15 protein-coding genes are annotated in these 14,740 nt (G+C 67.2%); 6 read left to right on the top strand and 9 right to left on the bottom strand.

Annotated features, from left to right (window positions below; genetic code table 11):
- Positions 1-89: 89 nt before the first annotated feature.
- Entirely contained in the window at positions 90-272 is a 183-nt protein-coding gene (locus tag IBX18_RS07850; protein ID WP_194833067.1) for a hypothetical protein, read from the top strand.
- Here IBX18_RS07850 and IBX18_RS07845 read toward each other — a convergent pair.
- The gene (locus IBX18_RS07845) at positions 219-1,241 is read right to left on the bottom strand and encodes a YafY family protein (RefSeq protein ID WP_228540592.1); all 1,023 of its coding nucleotides are present in this window, start codon (positions 1,239-1,241) and stop codon (positions 219-221) included. The two genes, IBX18_RS07850 and IBX18_RS07845, sit on opposite strands and share 54 nt — an antisense overlap.
- Before the next feature lie 123 nt (positions 1,242-1,364).
- Between IBX18_RS07845 and IBX18_RS07840 the strand changes: the two genes are divergently transcribed.
- Complete coding sequence (locus IBX18_RS07840; RefSeq protein WP_194833065.1) at positions 1,365-1,826, top strand: VOC family protein; 462 nt, start codon at positions 1,365-1,367, stop codon at positions 1,824-1,826.
- Between the two features lie 5 nt (positions 1,827-1,831).
- Here the strand turns inward: IBX18_RS07840 and IBX18_RS07835 are convergent, their stop codons facing one another.
- The 5 genes from IBX18_RS07835 to IBX18_RS07815 form a co-directional block, all read right to left on the bottom strand.
- Positions 1,832-1,969, bottom strand: coding sequence for a hypothetical protein (locus IBX18_RS07835; RefSeq protein ID WP_194833064.1), 138 nt, complete (start codon positions 1,967-1,969; stop codon positions 1,832-1,834).
- A 79-nt stretch (positions 1,970-2,048) separates the two neighbouring features.
- On the bottom strand, positions 2,049-3,428 hold the full coding sequence (locus IBX18_RS07830) for an acyl-CoA dehydrogenase family protein (RefSeq protein ID WP_194833063.1): 1,380 nt from the start codon (positions 3,426-3,428) through the stop codon (positions 2,049-2,051).
- A 25-nt stretch (positions 3,429-3,453) separates the two neighbouring features.
- On the bottom strand, positions 3,454-3,600 hold the full coding sequence (locus IBX18_RS07825; protein WP_194833062.1) for a hypothetical protein: 147 nt from the start codon (positions 3,598-3,600) through the stop codon (positions 3,454-3,456).
- 167 nt (positions 3,601-3,767) lie between these two features.
- Positions 3,768-4,868, bottom strand: a complete 1,101-nt coding sequence (locus IBX18_RS07820) for a glutamate--cysteine ligase (RefSeq protein WP_194833061.1) — start codon at positions 4,866-4,868, stop codon at positions 3,768-3,770.
- A 137-nt stretch (positions 4,869-5,005) separates the two neighbouring features.
- Entirely contained in the window at positions 5,006-5,254 is a 249-nt protein-coding gene (locus IBX18_RS07815) for a CsbD family protein (protein WP_194833060.1), read from the bottom strand.
- 162 nt (positions 5,255-5,416) lie between these two features.
- On the opposite strand from IBX18_RS07815, the gene IBX18_RS07810 reads away from it, so the two are divergent.
- From IBX18_RS07810 to IBX18_RS07800, 3 genes are all read left to right on the top strand, one after another.
- Positions 5,417-5,833, top strand: coding sequence for a Fur family transcriptional regulator (locus IBX18_RS07810; RefSeq protein WP_228540702.1), 417 nt, complete (start codon positions 5,417-5,419; stop codon positions 5,831-5,833).
- A 35-nt stretch (positions 5,834-5,868) separates the two neighbouring features.
- Complete coding sequence (katG, locus tag IBX18_RS07805) at positions 5,869-8,091, top strand: catalase/peroxidase HPI (protein ID WP_194833058.1); 2,223 nt, start codon at positions 5,869-5,871, stop codon at positions 8,089-8,091.
- Positions 8,092-8,475: 384 nt separating this feature from the next.
- Positions 8,476-9,201, top strand: coding sequence for a phosphoribosyltransferase (locus IBX18_RS07800; protein WP_194833057.1), 726 nt, complete (start codon positions 8,476-8,478; stop codon positions 9,199-9,201).
- Between the two features lie 260 nt (positions 9,202-9,461).
- Here IBX18_RS07800 and IBX18_RS07795 read toward each other — a convergent pair whose 3' ends face one another.
- Positions 9,462-10,205 carry an arylmalonate decarboxylase gene (locus IBX18_RS07795; protein WP_194833056.1) on the bottom strand — a complete coding sequence of 248 codons (744 nt, stop codon included), beginning with the start codon at positions 10,203-10,205 and terminating at the stop codon, positions 9,462-9,464.
- 31 nt (positions 10,206-10,236) lie between these two features.
- On the bottom strand, positions 10,237-10,806 hold the full coding sequence (locus tag IBX18_RS07790; protein WP_194833055.1) for a TetR/AcrR family transcriptional regulator C-terminal ligand-binding domain-containing protein: 570 nt from the start codon (positions 10,804-10,806) through the stop codon (positions 10,237-10,239).
- 81 nt (positions 10,807-10,887) lie between these two features.
- Here IBX18_RS07790 and IBX18_RS07785 point away from each other — a divergent pair, with 81 nt between their 5' ends.
- Complete coding sequence (locus IBX18_RS07785; protein WP_194833054.1) at positions 10,888-11,781, top strand: DUF4437 domain-containing protein; 894 nt, start codon at positions 10,888-10,890, stop codon at positions 11,779-11,781.
- 1,411 nt (positions 11,782-13,192) lie between these two features.
- Here the strand turns inward: IBX18_RS07785 and IBX18_RS07780 are convergent.
- A complete protein-coding gene (locus IBX18_RS07780; protein WP_194833053.1) occupies positions 13,193-14,695 on the bottom strand; it encodes a dihydroorotase family protein in 1,503 nt (500 codons plus the stop codon).
- Between the last annotated feature and the right edge of the window lie 45 nt (positions 14,696-14,740).

Below are 14,740 nucleotides of genomic sequence, written 5' to 3'. Positions count from 1 at the left end.
GTCGTTAAGAAGTTCTTCGAGAATTCCGCAACGGCAATGGTTGCGCGGACGAACATCGGGTAATTCCTTGGCACCACAGGAGGTTCACCATGATGGCTTATGCCGCCGCTGTCGCGTTCGGGCTCGCTTTGCTGTTCGATCTGACCGATGCCAGCCTCGGTGACGAGATCACCGCAGGCACCCTCACCACCCTCGGACTGCTGCTCGTCGCACTGCACCTAGCCGGCGTCGGCACCGGTGCTCGTTCGTGGAACTTGCGCCGTCGCCGCTGAGCCCTTCGGTTCGATACCGGCCGCGCGTAGGCGCTGCGCGAAAGTGTGGCAGCGCGCGGCCAGCTCCGGCGGGTCGAGTACCTCGAAGTCGTGTCCGAGCAGAAGCACGTGCATGAGCACGAAGTCGAGACTGGCGGCGCCGCTGATCAGCTCGCAGTGTTCATCGCCGCGTGGGTGCACCACGGCCGCCGACGCCGGAACCTGCACGCGCACAGTGTCGGCTGGGGCGTGCACCAGAAAGCGGGCCTGGTGTGGGTACACCCGGCTCGCCACGCCTTCCTGCACGTAGGTCGCCGCATCCGGTACGGCGCGCGGCCGAAAACGCCAGGTGCGGGCGGCCACGTCGGTCATCCGGTCGACGCGGAAGGTGCGCCAGTCGTCGCGGTCGAGGTCGTAAGCGAGCAGGTACCAGCGCCGATCGGAAGCGACCAGCCGATAGGGCTCGACTCGTCGCCGTCGCGTCCGATCTCCGGACTGGTAGTCGAAGCCCGCCTCGACCTCGTCGCGGCAGGCCCGGGCCAAAACCATCAGCGCCTCGGAATCGACTCGCGGATAACCGATATCGAACGACTCGACCGCCCCCGCCAGCGCGCGCACCTCGTGCCGCAGCCGGGTGGGCAGCACCCGATCGAGTTTGGTCAGCGCCCGCAGCGCGGCATCGCCCGCGCCGGTGACCGCGCCACCCGCACCGACGAGCAGCGAGACCGCGGTGGCGATCGCTTCCTCGTCGTCGAGCAGCAGTGGCGGCAGGTCCTGTCCAGGACCGAGTTGGTAACCGCCGCCGACACCCTGGCTGGCGTGCACGGGATAGCCGAGCGCGCGCAGCCGTTCGACATCGCGCCGGACGGTGCGCGGTGTGACGCCGAGCCGCTCGGCGAGTTCGGGGCCGGTCCACACGGGACGTTGCTGCAGCAGTCCGAGCAGCGTCAACACCCGCTCGGTCGTGCCCCGCTCGTCACCGCCTGCCATCTGCACTCCCCCAGCATGTCCGCAATAGCGGACCGATTCTGTCCGCTAAGGGTGTCAGGATAGTCGCGTGGAGGCAGACACCTTCGTCTGGAACCAGAACCGACCTACGAACGGAGCAGCCCGATGAGCCGCCAGATCCAGATCACCTTCGACGCGCACGACCCGCGGGCGCTGTCGACCTTCTGGCGCGACGCGCTCGGCTACGTCCATCCCGGCCCGCCCGGGGTCGAGCTGCCCGCCGACGCCGACCCGCTGGCCGCGTGGGACGAGTTCCTCGCACGGATCGGGGTGCCGCCGGAGCAGCGCAATACGCGATCGGCCATCGAGGATCCGGACGGGCAGGGCCCGCGGGTGTTCTTCCAGCAGGTGCCGGAGGACAAGATTGCCAAGAACCGCGTCCATCTCGACGTCCGCGCGGCACCCGGCTTGCAGGGCGAGGAGCGGATGGCGGCGCTGGAGTCCGCATGCGATCGGCTGGTCGCGCTGGGCGCGAAGCGAGTACAGCGGCACGACCCCGAGCCACCGCTAGGGGCGGGCCACATCGTGATGACCGACCCCGAAGGGAACGAATTCTGCCTGGACTGAGCGCCTCAGTACGGGATGGCGGCGGTGAGCGTGTAGTTGAGGACGAGGGCGCCGAGCACGATCAGCAACAGCAGCGTCAAGAGCACGCCGGACACACTGTCGATGAGAGCGGGTTCGTTCGGGCGGGTGCGCGACACTGCCATGAGCAAGGACCTCCGGTCGTCGGGCTGGTTGTGACTTCGCGATTCCCGCTTCCGCGAATATCAAACGGTGTTTACCTATTCAGCGGGGCGGGCGCAGGATCTTGAGCGCGGCCTTCAGGATCGGCCCCGGGACGTGATCGCGCATGTTCAGCGCCGAGGCCGCCGCTCTGCCGCGCACCTCGGTGCCGCGGCCGAACATCTTGTTCAGCGGCCCGCCCGAGGGCTCGAGGTCGACGTGCAGCGGCGGCCTGCCGTCGACCGCGCCGAGTGCGTGCGAGATGACGATGCGCTGGATCTCGCTGGTGCCTTCGAAGATGGTGTAGAGCTTGGCATCTCGGTACCATTTCTCCACCGGATGGTCGGTGATGTACCCCCAGCCGCCCATGGTCTGGATGGCGCGTTCAGTGGCTCGGACGGCGACCTCGCTGGCCGCCAGTTTCGCCATCGATCCTTCGCCGCGCTCGAAAGGCACTCCGTTGGCCGCCATCCAGGACGCCCGCCAGGTCAGCAACCGTGCGGCATCGATCTGGGTGGCCAGGTCCGCGATGGGGAACGAGACGCCTTGATTGTCGATGATCGGCGCGCCGAACGCTTCGCGCCGATTCGCGTAGGTGGTCATGTATTCCAAAGCGGCCCTGGCGATTCCGAGGGCCTGCGCGGCCACCATGGGGCGGGTCTGCTCGAAGGTACCCAGCGTCACCGAACCCGATCGGCCACCGTCGCGAGCCGCTTCGCGCCGCTTGGCCAGTGTGTGCTCGAGCTTGTCGAGGCCACCGAGCAAATTGTCGGCAGGCACGCGCACGTGGTCGAACTTCAATTCCGCGGTGTGCGAGGCGCGGCAACCCAGTTTGTCCAGCTTGCGAACCAGTTGCAAACCTGGTGTGCCGCCAGGCACTACGAAGAGCGCTTGCCCGCGGTGGCCCAGTTCCTCGTCCACCACCGCGTTCACCACGTGCACGTCGGCGATGCCGCCGTTGCCGATCCACATCTTGTGGCCGTCGATGATCCAGTCGTCCCCGTCGCGGACCGCCCTGGTGCGCAGGTTGCGCACATCGCTGCCGCCCTCCGGTTCGGAGATGGCGAGCGCGGCGAGTTTCAAATCACCTGGCGTGCCGAAACATTCGGGCGCCCACTGCAACATCTGCTCCGGTGTGGCGGCCTGGCCGATCGCCGACAGGGCCAGCGCGGGCATCACGATCGCCAACCCGATGCCCGCGCAGCCCCAGAACAGTTCCTCCATGAACATCGGCAGCGACAAGCCGGTCGGGTCGCCGATCAGGTCGCGATAGAACAACGGGCTGTAGAACCCGCGCTCGGCGGCCTCCTCGAGGATCGGCCACGGGAACTCCTGAGCCTGGTCATAATGCTGCGCCACCGGCCTGATGCAGTCCTGCGCGAACTCGTGCGCCCGTTTGGCCAGGTCGTGCTGGGCCGCCGTCGGGGTCAGATCGAAAGCCATGACTAGACCTCGGTTATCGACACCATCATGATCGACTCTCCTGGCCCTCACCGGCTGAGCGCTGCGCCTCCGCCAGTTCCGCACGGAGCCGATCGGCGGTCGCCTTGTCGTCGGCGTCTTCGGCCGTGGTGATGTCCTGCTTCAGCTGCGCGATAACGTCCTGGTGGGTCATGAACTCTCCCGTCTACGTGGCGATCGGATGCGCTGGTGCACCCGGATCGCGGGGTCGGTTGATTCGATCCGTGGATGAGCCGGACGCATCCGCCTCTACTGGGTGGTAACCGGCGTCGCCCTGCCCAAACACCCTGCCTCGGCGGGCCGGTGCGCCCGCCGCCGCTCTCACTGGCAACCTTCCAACGTCGCGGTCGCGAGTTCGGCTGTGACGTCGGTGATTTCGCCGCGGGTGCGCAGGGCGCGGAGCTGGCGGCGGGCACCGTTGCCGCGCTGCGACAACTCGGCCAGGGTGTCGGTGACGAACGGGTAGGCGCCGAATTCGTCGAGGGCGGATCGGGTGTGGTCGACCAACCCGGCGATCAAGGTGCGGACAGGTGCGACGCGACGGCTGAGCGGGTCCAAGCCCTCGCCGTCGAGGCCGGAACGGGCGGCGTTCCAGTAGGCGGCGCGGAGTACCTCCGCGGGTACGTCAGGAGCGGTGCGACCCTGCTCGATGTCGGCCAATGCCGTTATCACGGTGGCCCGGACCAGGGTTGCCAGCAACGCGGTTTCGGCAACCGTGGCGGGGACGTCGCTCACCCGAACCTCCACTGTCGGAAAGGATTCCGAAGGCCGGACGTCCCAGTAGACCATCTTCCGGTCCATGATGCTGCCGCTGGACAGCATCATGTCGACCATGCTCTCGTAGTCGTCGAGCGAGTCGAAGTACGGCGGCGGACCCGCGCTCGGCCACCGCCGCCACAGGATGCTGCGCCAGCTGGCATACCCGGTTTCCGAGCCGCGATAGATCGACGAATTCGCGGTCATGGCCAGATACACCGGCAACCAGGGCCGCAGGTGGTTGCTGACCTGCACGGCGACTTCACGATCCGGAACCGCCACGTGCACGTGGCAACCGGACAGGCCCTGTTCGCGGGCGATCATCCCGAATTCGCGCGCAATGCGCTGATAGCGGGGTGTTTCGGTGATCGGGTACTGCTCGGGAACGGTAGGCGGAACCGCCACGGCGAGCAGGCGCGCACCGTTGCGCTCGGCGCATGCCGCGACGTCACGCCGCAGTTGGCCGAGCTCCTTCAGCAGTGCCGCGGTATCGGAGTGCACCCCCGTGCTGGTCTCCACCTGACAACTGGTCAGTTCCAGCTGCAACTCCACGCCGACGTCCTCGGCGGTGCGGGCCACTTCGATGTTCTTGGGGACGGGGGCGCCGGTGTCCGGATCGGCCAACAAGAATTCCTCTTCGACACCGACCGTCGCTGGAGTTTCCATGCTCGGGAAGATGCCCGCCGAGCGACCCGGCAAACAGTGCGCCGCCGAGCAATACCGCCTGGGCCGACGAGCGCCCGAAAAAGACTGGCAGGCAGGCGAATTCGCCTGCCTGCCAGCCAAGTGTATGCGCGTGCCCGCTATTGACCGTCGTGCTGATGGCTCGCTTGCCGCGCCTCGTCCACTTTGGCCTCGGCGCGCGCCTTCTCCGCAGCCGCCTCCTTGGCCGCGGCTTCGCGCTCGGACTCGGCCTTGTCCTGTTGCGCCTGGCCCTCGCCCTTCAGGTTCTCATCTCCGGTGACGACGCCGGCCGCCTCCTTGGCCTTGCCCTTCACGTCCTCGACGACACCTTCGACACCCTCGCGGGGCCCGCTTCCCTGCTCCGTCACAGCAAATAACCTCCGACCGATCCGACGAACGACTGACATTCGGCGCGTACCCGCTATCGGCCGCCCCAATCCGCCTGTCCGCGATCGCGAAACAAATGCTTGACTCATTCCAGAAAAGGGACCAGACTCTCCGACGTGACGACGGCCACAGAGTTCCAGCAGATGTTGCGGGAAGTCTCGCTGCGCGTAACAGCTCCCCGCGTCGCGGTGCTGAGCGCGGTACACGAGCATCCGCACGCCGACACCGACTCGATCATCCGCGCGGTGCGGTCCCGGCTGGCGACGGTGTCGCACCAGGCGGTGTACGACTCGTTGCACACGCTCACCGCCGCGGGCCTGCTCCGCTGCATCCAACCGTCCCGCTCGGTGTCGCGGTACGAGACGCGGGTCGGCGACAACCACCACCACGTGGTGTGCCGCAACTGCGGGGCCATCGCCGATGTCGACTGCGCCGTCGGCGAGGCACCGTGTTTGACCGCGTCCGACGACCACGGCTACTCGATCGACGAGGCCGAGGTCATCTACTGGGGTCTGTGCCCCGACTGCTCGGCGTCACCGACCGCCCCAGCCCACCCCTGACCACAGCCCAGATAACTCGATCAGGAAGGAATTCTGTGTCATCCGAAAGCCGCCCGCCCACTCCGGACACCGAAACCCGAAGCGCAAGCGAGAGTGAGAATCCGGCGATCCCGTCGCCGACCGTCAAGGAGGGCCGCCCGCACACCAACCGGGACTGGTGGCCGGAGCAGATCGATGTGTCGGTGCTGCACGCCCACTCGTCCAAGTCCAACCCGCTGGGCGCGGACTTCGACTACCCCGCGGAGTTCGCGAAGCTCGACGTCGACGCGCTGAAGGCCGACGTCGCCGCGGTGATGACCAATTCGCAGGACTGGTGGCCGGCCGACTTCGGCCACTACGGCGGCCTGTTCATCCGGATGAGCTGGCACGCGGCCGGCACCTACCGCATCGCCGACGGCCGCGGCGGCGGTGGGCAGGGCGCCCAGCGCTTCGCGCCGCTCAACAGCTGGCCGGACAACGCGAACCTGGACAAGGCGCGTCGCCTGCTGTGGCCGGTCAAGCAGAAGTACGGCAACAAGATCTCCTGGGCCGACCTGCTGGTGTTCGCGGGCAACGTGGCCCTGGAGTCGATGGGGTTCCAGACCTTCGGCTTCGGCTTCGGCCGCCCCGACATCTGGGAGCCCGAAGAGGTGTTCTGGGGCTCGGAAGACACCTGGCTCGGCGACGAGCGCTACAGCGGTGAACGCGAGCTGTCGGGTCCGCTCGGCGCCGTGCAGATGGGCCTGATCTACGTGAACCCGGAGGGCCCCAACGGCCAGCCGGATCCGGTGGCCTCGGCGCGCGACATCCGAGAGACGTTCGGCCGCATGGCAATGAACGACGAGGAGACCGCCGCGCTGATCGTCGGCGGGCACAGCTTCGGCAAGACGCACGGCGCGGGCAACGCCGACCTGGTCGGCCCCGAGCCCGAGGCTGCCCCGCTCGAGCAGCAGGGCCTCGGCTGGAAGAGCGCGCACGGCAGCGGTAAGGCCGGCGACGCCATCACCAGCGGGCTGGAGGTCGTCTGGACCTCGACCCCGACCAGGTGGAGCAACGGCTTCCTGCAGAACCTGTACGGCCACGAGTGGGAGCTGACCAAGAGCCCCGCCGGTGCGTGGCAGTGGACGGCGAAGGACGCCGAGGCCAGCATCCCGGATCCGTTCGACGGACCCGCCCGCAAGCCCACCATGCTGACCTCGGACCTGGCCCTGCGCGAGGATCCGATCTACCGGGAGATCACCAGCCGCTGGCTGGACCACCCCGAGGAGCTGGCCGAGGCGTTCGCCAAGGCCTGGTACAAGCTGCTGCACCGCGACATGGGACCGGTCAGCCGCTACCTCGGACCGTGGGTGCCCGAGCCGCAGATCTGGCAGGACCCGGTGCCCGACGTCGATCATGCGCTGATCGATGAGCAGGACATCGCGGCGCTCAAGAACAAGGTCCTCGAGTCCGGGCTCTCGGTCGCGCAGCTGGTGAAGACCGCGTGGGCGTCGGCGGCGAGCTTCCGCAGCACCGACAAGCGCGGCGGCGCCAACGGTGCCCGGATCCGACTGGAGCCGCAGAAGAACTGGGAGGTCAACGAGCCTGCCGAGCTGGCCAAGGTGCTGCCGGTGCTCGAGCAGATCCAGCAGGACTTCAACGGTTCGGCGACCGGCGGCAAGAAGGTCTCGCTGGCCGACCTGATCGTGCTCGCCGGTTCCGCGGCGGTCGAGAAGGCCGCCAAGGACGCGGGTCACGACGTCACGGTGCCGTTCGCGCCGGGCCGGACGGACGCGTCGCAGGAGAGCACCGATGTGGAGTCGTTCGCGGTGCTCGAACCGCGCGCCGACGGTTTCCGCAACTACGTGCGGGCCGGCGAGAAGGCGCCACTGGAGCGTCTGCTGCTCGATCGCGCGTACATGCTCGACGTGACCGCACCGGAACTGACGGTGCTGATCGGCGGCCTGCGCGCGCTGGGTGCCAACTACGGCGGCACCGAGCACGGCGTGTTCACCGAGCGGCCGGGCGTGCTGACGACCGACTTCTTCGTCAACCTGCTCGACCAGAACACCGAGTGGAAGGCCGCCGATTCGGCGGAGAACGTCTACGTGGGCGTCGACCGGTCCTCCGGTCAGACCAAGTGGACCGCCACCGCCAATGACCTTGTCCTCGGGTCACATTCGGTGCTGCGCGCGGTCGCCGAGGTGTACGCCCAGCAGGACGCCGAGGCAAAGTTCGTGAACGACTTCGTCGCCGCGTGGGTCAAGGTGGTCGACAACGATCGCTTCGATCTCGCCTGATCTATCGACCTATCCAGGCCGGCCCTTCCGGGGGTCGGCCTGGATTTGTTTGCGCGCCTGAAGCATTGGTCGACCACCTCCGACGTAGCGGTTGCCGCGTGACCGGTGCCGTCGACATCGATCGGCGCGACGTGCCGGTCGGCAACCGATCAGCCGACCGGCACGGACCGACAGGGCATACCGGACAGTCGGCGACGGGTCACTGTCACCTGCCCGAATGCGCAGGCGCGCCCCGATATCGGGATATCAGGCACAACTTTGCGCCGCCCCTGGCAAATGTTGTGAAACATGTTTGTCCATCCGGTTGCACGGCGTAGAGTTCGGTGCTGTTTCCGAGTCCCGAAGAGTGGCTTACCCCCTTGTAACGCCGGACTTGGGAGCACTATGTCTTTGCTCGATTGTCGAGAGGCAGGCCGCCGACTCGCGCAGCAGCTGCGGCATTTACGCGGCCAGGATGCGGTACTGCTCGGCGTCGGCAGCGGCGGTGTCGTGGTCGCCCACGAGGTGGCCGACGCGCTGCGGACACGACTGGATATCGCGGTCGTGTGCGAACTGGCCGTCCCGTACCAGCCGTGGCTGGTGTTCGGCGCCCTCGGCGAACACGACGTGTGCGTGCTGGATGCGGACGTCATCGCCCGCGCGCTCGTTTCCCATCCCGAACAACTCGCGGTGCAACGTGAGGCGCGAGAACAGTTACGTCGCACCGTCACTCGCTACCGCGGCGAAGGTGGCGCCCTTGCTCTCGACGGTGCCACCACAGTCACTGTCACCGACGGTGTGACCTGTGCGGCCGCCGCCCGGGCAGGCGTCGAGATCGCGCGGGCCCGCGGTGCGCGGCGGGTAGTGGTGGCCACGCCGCTCGGTGCCCCGCGCGCGGTGCGTGCACTGCGCGGTGTCGCCGACGACGTCGTCTGCCTGGAAACGCCGCCGCTGTCCGGGTCGATCCGGCCGTGGTACCGCGAGTTGCCCGAGGTCGCCGATGCGGAGGTCATGGCCCTGCTGATTCAACGGCACGCGGGTTTCCTGCCTGTTCGCGCGGAAAACGGAAGTGCGCGTAGCGAATCCGTGTCCGCCGGGCTATCGCCGGCAGGCGGCGAGCCGACTACCTGATCCACACTCCGACGAGGTGAGGAGGTGAAGACATGCAGGCATTACTGCGGCCGGGACCCGACGGGGCGGCCGACAACGAGGAAACCCAGCACGACGCACCGTAAGTAGCTCATGAAAGCGGCGGGGGAACCGCCGATTTCGCGCACCGCGATCGGGACAGGACGTCGACGAAGGGGCCACGCCCCGCCGCTACCCAGGTAGCGTCGGGGCGTGGCAACAGTTCTCAGCGGGGATGCTGTGAGCCCGTCCGTTGCTCGCACTCAGTGCTCGCGCAGCAGCTGTCCCGCACCTTCGACGCGGTCGTCGAAGCCGTGCTCGCGCAGCGCGTGCCACAGGGTGGCGGCGTTGATGGCGATGACCGGCTTGCCCAGTTCACGCTCCAGCTGATCGGCCTGGGCGACGAAGGACAGGTTGGTGCCCACCTGAACGATGGCTTCCACGTCCGGTCCGTCGAGGGCCGCCACGGTCTCGGTCAGGCGATCCCGGCCGACGCGAGCGATGTCCGGTGCCGTGGGACAACGCAGGCCGGTGATCGCGGCGACGTCGAAACCGGCCTCGGTGAAGAACCGGCCGACCTCGATGTCGGCGATCGGCTGGTACGGCGAGAAGACCGCGATCCGATGGCAGCCCAGTGCATGGAGCGCGGCCCGGCACGAGCTCGCGCCGGTGGTCACGGGTAATCCGGTGCGGTCGCGCAGGCGCTGCTCGAACGCCGCGTTGCCCGCGACGCCACCCCAGAAGGTCTCGGCGGACATGCCCATGACCATTCGGTCCGGTTCGGCGGTGAGGACATCGCGTACCGCGGTATCGATGGAAGCGCGGATCTGTCCGAGCAGAGCTTGGAAGTCCTCGTCATTGCCCATCACCGGGTTCGGGATGTACATCGATCCGGCGCGGTAGGCGATGCCGGGTAGCGCGGCGCGCCAATAGTCGTGTTCGACAACGGTGTTCGTGCTCGGCACGATCACCCCGAAGACGGCGCGGGGGCCGACGGCATTGGTCATCTGCGTACTTCCTTGGCGTGCAGCGGATTTGTCAGCGAATCGGGTCGGCGATACGGGTCAGCACATCGTCGACGGCGCGGTGGGCGCGCTGCCGATCGGCGGTTCGATCCAGCAGTAGTGCGTCCACGAGCAGCGGCGAGACGATCGCCGTGGCCGCCTCCTCGATGTCGGCTGCGGCAGCGACGCCGAGCGCGCGGATCGACCGGTACACGGGGGCGAACAGGTCCAGCACATAGCGCTGGCGCAAAGGAACGCATTCCGGATCGGTGGACGAGGCGGTGACCAGCGCGCGCAGGAAGGCCGCAACGGGCTTGTCGCGCAGGCGATCACAGAGCAGATCCACTTCCGCGTGCAGGTCCGCCACCGGGTCGCCGGTCGGCTGCGCCGCCGGATGCGGGGCGACGGAGATGAGGGCGGCGAGGAAGTCCCTCGGGGTCGGCCAGTGCCGGTAGATCGTGGTGCGGGCCACGCCGGTGACGGCGTGCAGCCGCTGCGGCGTCAACGCGGTCCCGCCCTCGGTCAGCAGCAGATCCAAGGCGGCCGTCAGCACGATCTCTTCGGTGTCGGCGGCGGGGCCCGCAGGACGTCCTGGCTTGCTCACGCAATAAACGATACATCTTGTCTTGCTTATTTATAAGCAGTACATTCTGTAGCGGAATTACTGCTCGCCCCAGGAGGACCCATGCGTCCACATGTCGAACTCATCGACGACCGCGATCTGATCCCGCACATCGCCGAGTTCCAGCACGCCACCGGCAGCGCCGAACAGCGCAACCTCAGCTACGACGAGGAGGATGGTTCCGCCTCACTGAAAGTCCGTTTCCTCAGCGACTGGTCGCGTCCCGCCGGGGTGCACAGCGCCGATACCGAGTGGTTCGTCCTGTCCGGTCAGGTCACCATCGGCGAGACCGAGCTCGGGGCCGAAGGCTTCTGGTCGGCGCCCAAAGGTGTTCGGACGCCGCCACTGTCCGTCGCCGCGGGCACCGAGATCCTGCTGTTCCGCGAAGGCGGCGACTGGGGCTTCGAACCGGCCGACACCGATCGCGACTTCGTCCGCGCAGACCAGAAAGTGGTGGTGCTCGACACTGCGGCGATGCCGTGGATCGATGTAAAAGACGGCAGCCCAATGCGTTTCGATCTGGGCGGCACACCCGTCCCAGGGCTCTACATCAAGCTCCTGCACCGCGACGCGGAAACCGGCTTCTACACCCGCCTGATCAAGGCCAAGCCCGGCTGGCGCGAGGAACCCCTGGCCCATCACCCGTGCAGCGAAGAGGCCTACTGCCTCGCAGGCGGATTCGACTACAACTTCGGAAAGATGTGGCCCGGAACCTACTTCTGGCGCCCGCCCCTCATCCGCCACGGCGACTTCACCGCCGACGCAGAGCAAGGCTGCACCTGGGTCGTCCGCTCCGACGCCGACCTGGTCGACTGGTACACCGACAACGCCAAAATCGACATCACCGGCGACCCCACCAACTGGGGCCCAGACATCCCCCACACCCTCTCCCCCCGCCCCGTAGAACCCGTCCGCTCCCGCTCCATCGGCCAATGGCCCACCCCCACCTACCAGTAGCCCGACCGGTTTCAAGATCAACGGCGGCATGGACACAGCAAAGTGCGAGCACGTCCGCCCCTATGCCCCGTTGCGCACGAACGCCCCCGCCCACCCAACAGCCGCACTCTCTCTCGGAATCCGCACCCACTCGGGACCCCCGTAATCAGTGCGGATCCCGAGAGCCAGTGCGGATCTTGCTGGCAACCACCGCGCCCGCCAGCGTCGGAGCGATTTCGCATACCCTCTGGAGCTCCGTTCATGATCAACCGAACCCCAGTGGCACCAAAGCGCACGGCTCGCCGCCGCTATGTCCCGCTGGGTGAGCAACTGCACGCCGAGTGGGACATCACGGCGGACTCACTCGCGTTTTCCCACCCTTATGTCCCGATGGATGATCGGCTCGGCTTCGAGTGGGACGTCATGGCGGGCTTACTCGCGTTTTTCCGCCCTCCGTGCCCGTCAATCATGAAAGCGGGCCGCTGCCAGCGAAATCCGCACCCTCTCTCGGGATCCGCACCCACTAGGGACCCCCGTAGTGGGTGCAGATCCCGAGAGCCAGTGCGGATCTTGCTGGCAACCACCCCGCCGCGCCAGCATTGGGTAATCTCGCAGACCGTGTACACCCCTCGCAGGGCGCTGACCGTCTGCGAATGATGTGCACGACTTGGGAGTCTCCATACCCCTCAACGTGTTCCACCCATTCGGAGCTCTCGAAACGCAACCACAGCCAGATGACCACGCTGGAACCGAGCGCCGCGTGACCGACCGCGGAGGTAAGCCGGGTACGGCACACGACGCGCCCAGCACTACTCACGGGAAAACCTGGGATAGGTCTTCAGCTCACTGGATTGTTCACCCGGGAGTCCTTGATTGCTCCTATCGGGGAGGTGAACCTTGGCGGGGTGTCTTGGGGTGTACCCGTCCAGGACAGTGCGCTCAAAGACCTTCCGGGGTGAGCTGACCTCAGGGTTGATGACAGTCGATGGGATGCCCGGATAGTGCTGGGCGCGTCAGGTGGTGTTCCCGGCTTTCTCTTCCGCAACCTGGGATGGGCAAGGTGCAGGTTCCGGCGTGGGGACTGGCTGTGGTGCTGTTTTCGGGATCTTCGGGAGGGAGACGATCGGGTTATGCAGCAAGGGCACCCATTCTCGGGATCTGCACTCGCTCTGGAGCCCGTGGGGGCGGATCCGGAGAAGGGGTGTGGGCTTGCTGTGGTGGGTGGGGAAAGGGGCGCGGTGGAGGTAGAGACGGTTGTAACGCTGAGCTGCACACCTTTTTCCCAAGCCGCACACCCGGTATAGACGGTGTGCGGCTTACGAAAAGGGTGTGCGGCTTGGGAAAGGGTGTGCGGCTGCCAGGCGGGGTGGCGGGTGGCGGGGAATGCGTCGCCCACGCAACCCCCCGCACTCTCTCTCGGGATTTGCACCCATTAGGGGCGCCCGTAGTCAGTGCGGATCCCGAGAGAGGGTGCGGGGGTGGTGCGGTGGAGGTAGTGGCCCTGGGGGGTGTTTTGGACCTTGCCGTTGTGGACGATTTGGGTACCGCGGAGGAAGACGTCGGTGACCTTGGCGGTCATGGCGAAGCCTTCGAAGGGGGTGTATTCCTGGGCGGATTCGGAGTCTGCGGCGTGGACCGTCCAGTGGGCGGCGGGGTCGACCAGGACGATGTCGGCGTCGTAGCCTTCGGCGAGGGAGCCCTTGCGGGTCAGGCCGTAGCGGCGGGCGGGGTTGGTGGCGGTCAGTTCGGCGATGCGGTGTAAGGAGAGGCCGCGTTTTCGGCCTTCGCCGATCAAGCCGGGGAGGAGGTATTCGGCGCCGCCGAAGCCGGATTTGGCGAGGAAGACGTCGTCGCGGTCGGCGCCGAATTTGGCTTCGTCGCGGCAGCATGCGTGATCGCTGACTACCCAGTCGATTTCGCCGGCCAGGAGGTGCTGCCACAGTGCTTCGACGTCGGCGCGTTCGCGCAAGGGCGGGTTGACCTTGCCGCCGATGCCGTGGGCGGTGTCGACGTCGGCGAGCAGGTGGCCGATGGTGACCTCGCGGCGGAAGTTCACGTGCGGGAAAGCCTGCGCCATTGTCAGTGCGGCCTCGACCGCCTTCGCGGAGGACAGGTGTAGCAGGTTGATGTCGGCCAGGCCGGTTTCGTGCGCGAGGTAGGACGCCATGGTGATGGCCAGACCTTCGGAATGCGCAGGGCGCGAGGCGCTGTAGGCGCGGAGCCCGGTTTGGGTGCCGTCCTGCTCGACCAGCGCGGTGTACGCCGCCATGATCTCGGCGGTTTCGCAGTGCAGCGACAGGGAGAGTGGCTGGCCCGATTGCGCACGGGCCCGCTCGATACCGCGCATCACGAACTCGAAATGGGCGAGGTCGTAGCGTTCGTCCGGCGGGATCATCAGGAACGAGGACTGATCCGAGGACCGGCCGTGCAGGCCGTGGCCGCCGTAGAACATGAAGATCTTGAACGACGTGACGCCGAATTCTTCGACCAGGTATGGGATTTCGTCGATGTGCTCGGCGGTCATCGGCGCTAGGTGCAGGCCGTAGTCCACGTGGGATCGTCCGGCCATCCGGTCGAGGACCTCGGGCACGAACTCCCGATACGGCCCACCGCGGTTGAGGTAGTAGCGGCCGGTGCGCATGTAGGTGAGCGAGGTGGTCACCCCGCCCTGTGCGCAAGCGCGGCTTTCGCTCGCAGTGTCGTCGGCGAGATCGCGGTAGATGCCCCAGTGCTGATGCGCGTCGACCACACCGGGGAATGCGAGCAGCCCGCCCGCGTCGACGATGCGCGTCTGGTCGTCAACTGGCAGGCCGGGCCCGATCGCAACGATCCGGCCGTCCGAAATGGCGATGTCGGCGAGTGCGGGATCGTCCGACGCGGGCTCGTCGGGACGGACCACGCGGGCGTTGCGGATCAGCAGTTCGGTCGCGGGCACGGCAGCCCTCCAGTTTCTCTACGCGAAACGAAGTTACCATTTCGG

This window comes from Nocardia sp. XZ_19_369 (assembly GCF_015355715.1).
In the GTDB taxonomy this organism is placed as follows: domain Bacteria; phylum Actinomycetota; class Actinomycetes; order Mycobacteriales; family Mycobacteriaceae; genus Nocardia.
The sequence above is the reverse complement of the archived record's forward strand: the minus strand, read 5'-3'. Positions and strand labels throughout refer to the sequence as shown.

Coding starts and splice junctions, on each gene's coding strand:
- IBX18_RS07850 (WP_194833067.1), top strand. CDS start 90: ATGATGGCTTATGCCGCCGCTGTCGCGTTCGGGCTCGCTTTGCTGTTC.
- IBX18_RS07830 (WP_194833063.1), bottom strand. CDS start 3,428: ATGGCTTTCGATCTGACCCCGACGGCGGCCCAGCACGACCTGGCCAAA.
- IBX18_RS07845 (WP_228540592.1), bottom strand. CDS start 1,241: ATGGCAGGCGGTGACGAGCGGGGCACGACCGAGCGGGTGTTGACGCTG.
- IBX18_RS07820 (WP_194833061.1), bottom strand. CDS start 4,868: ATGGAAACTCCAGCGACGGTCGGTGTCGAAGAGGAATTCTTGTTGGCC.
- IBX18_RS07795 (WP_194833056.1), bottom strand. CDS start 10,205: ATGACCAATGCCGTCGGCCCCCGCGCCGTCTTCGGGGTGATCGTGCCG.
- IBX18_RS07785 (WP_194833054.1), top strand. CDS start 10,888: ATGCGTCCACATGTCGAACTCATCGACGACCGCGATCTGATCCCGCAC.
- IBX18_RS07800 (WP_194833057.1), top strand. CDS start 8,476: ATGTCTTTGCTCGATTGTCGAGAGGCAGGCCGCCGACTCGCGCAGCAG.
- IBX18_RS07825 (WP_194833062.1), bottom strand. CDS start 3,600: ATGACCCACCAGGACGTTATCGCGCAGCTGAAGCAGGACATCACCACG.
- IBX18_RS07810 (WP_228540702.1), top strand. CDS start 5,417: ATGTTGCGGGAAGTCTCGCTGCGCGTAACAGCTCCCCGCGTCGCGGTG.
- IBX18_RS07840 (WP_194833065.1), top strand. CDS start 1,365: ATGAGCCGCCAGATCCAGATCACCTTCGACGCGCACGACCCGCGGGCG.
- IBX18_RS07835 (WP_194833064.1), bottom strand. CDS start 1,969: ATGGCAGTGTCGCGCACCCGCCCGAACGAACCCGCTCTCATCGACAGT.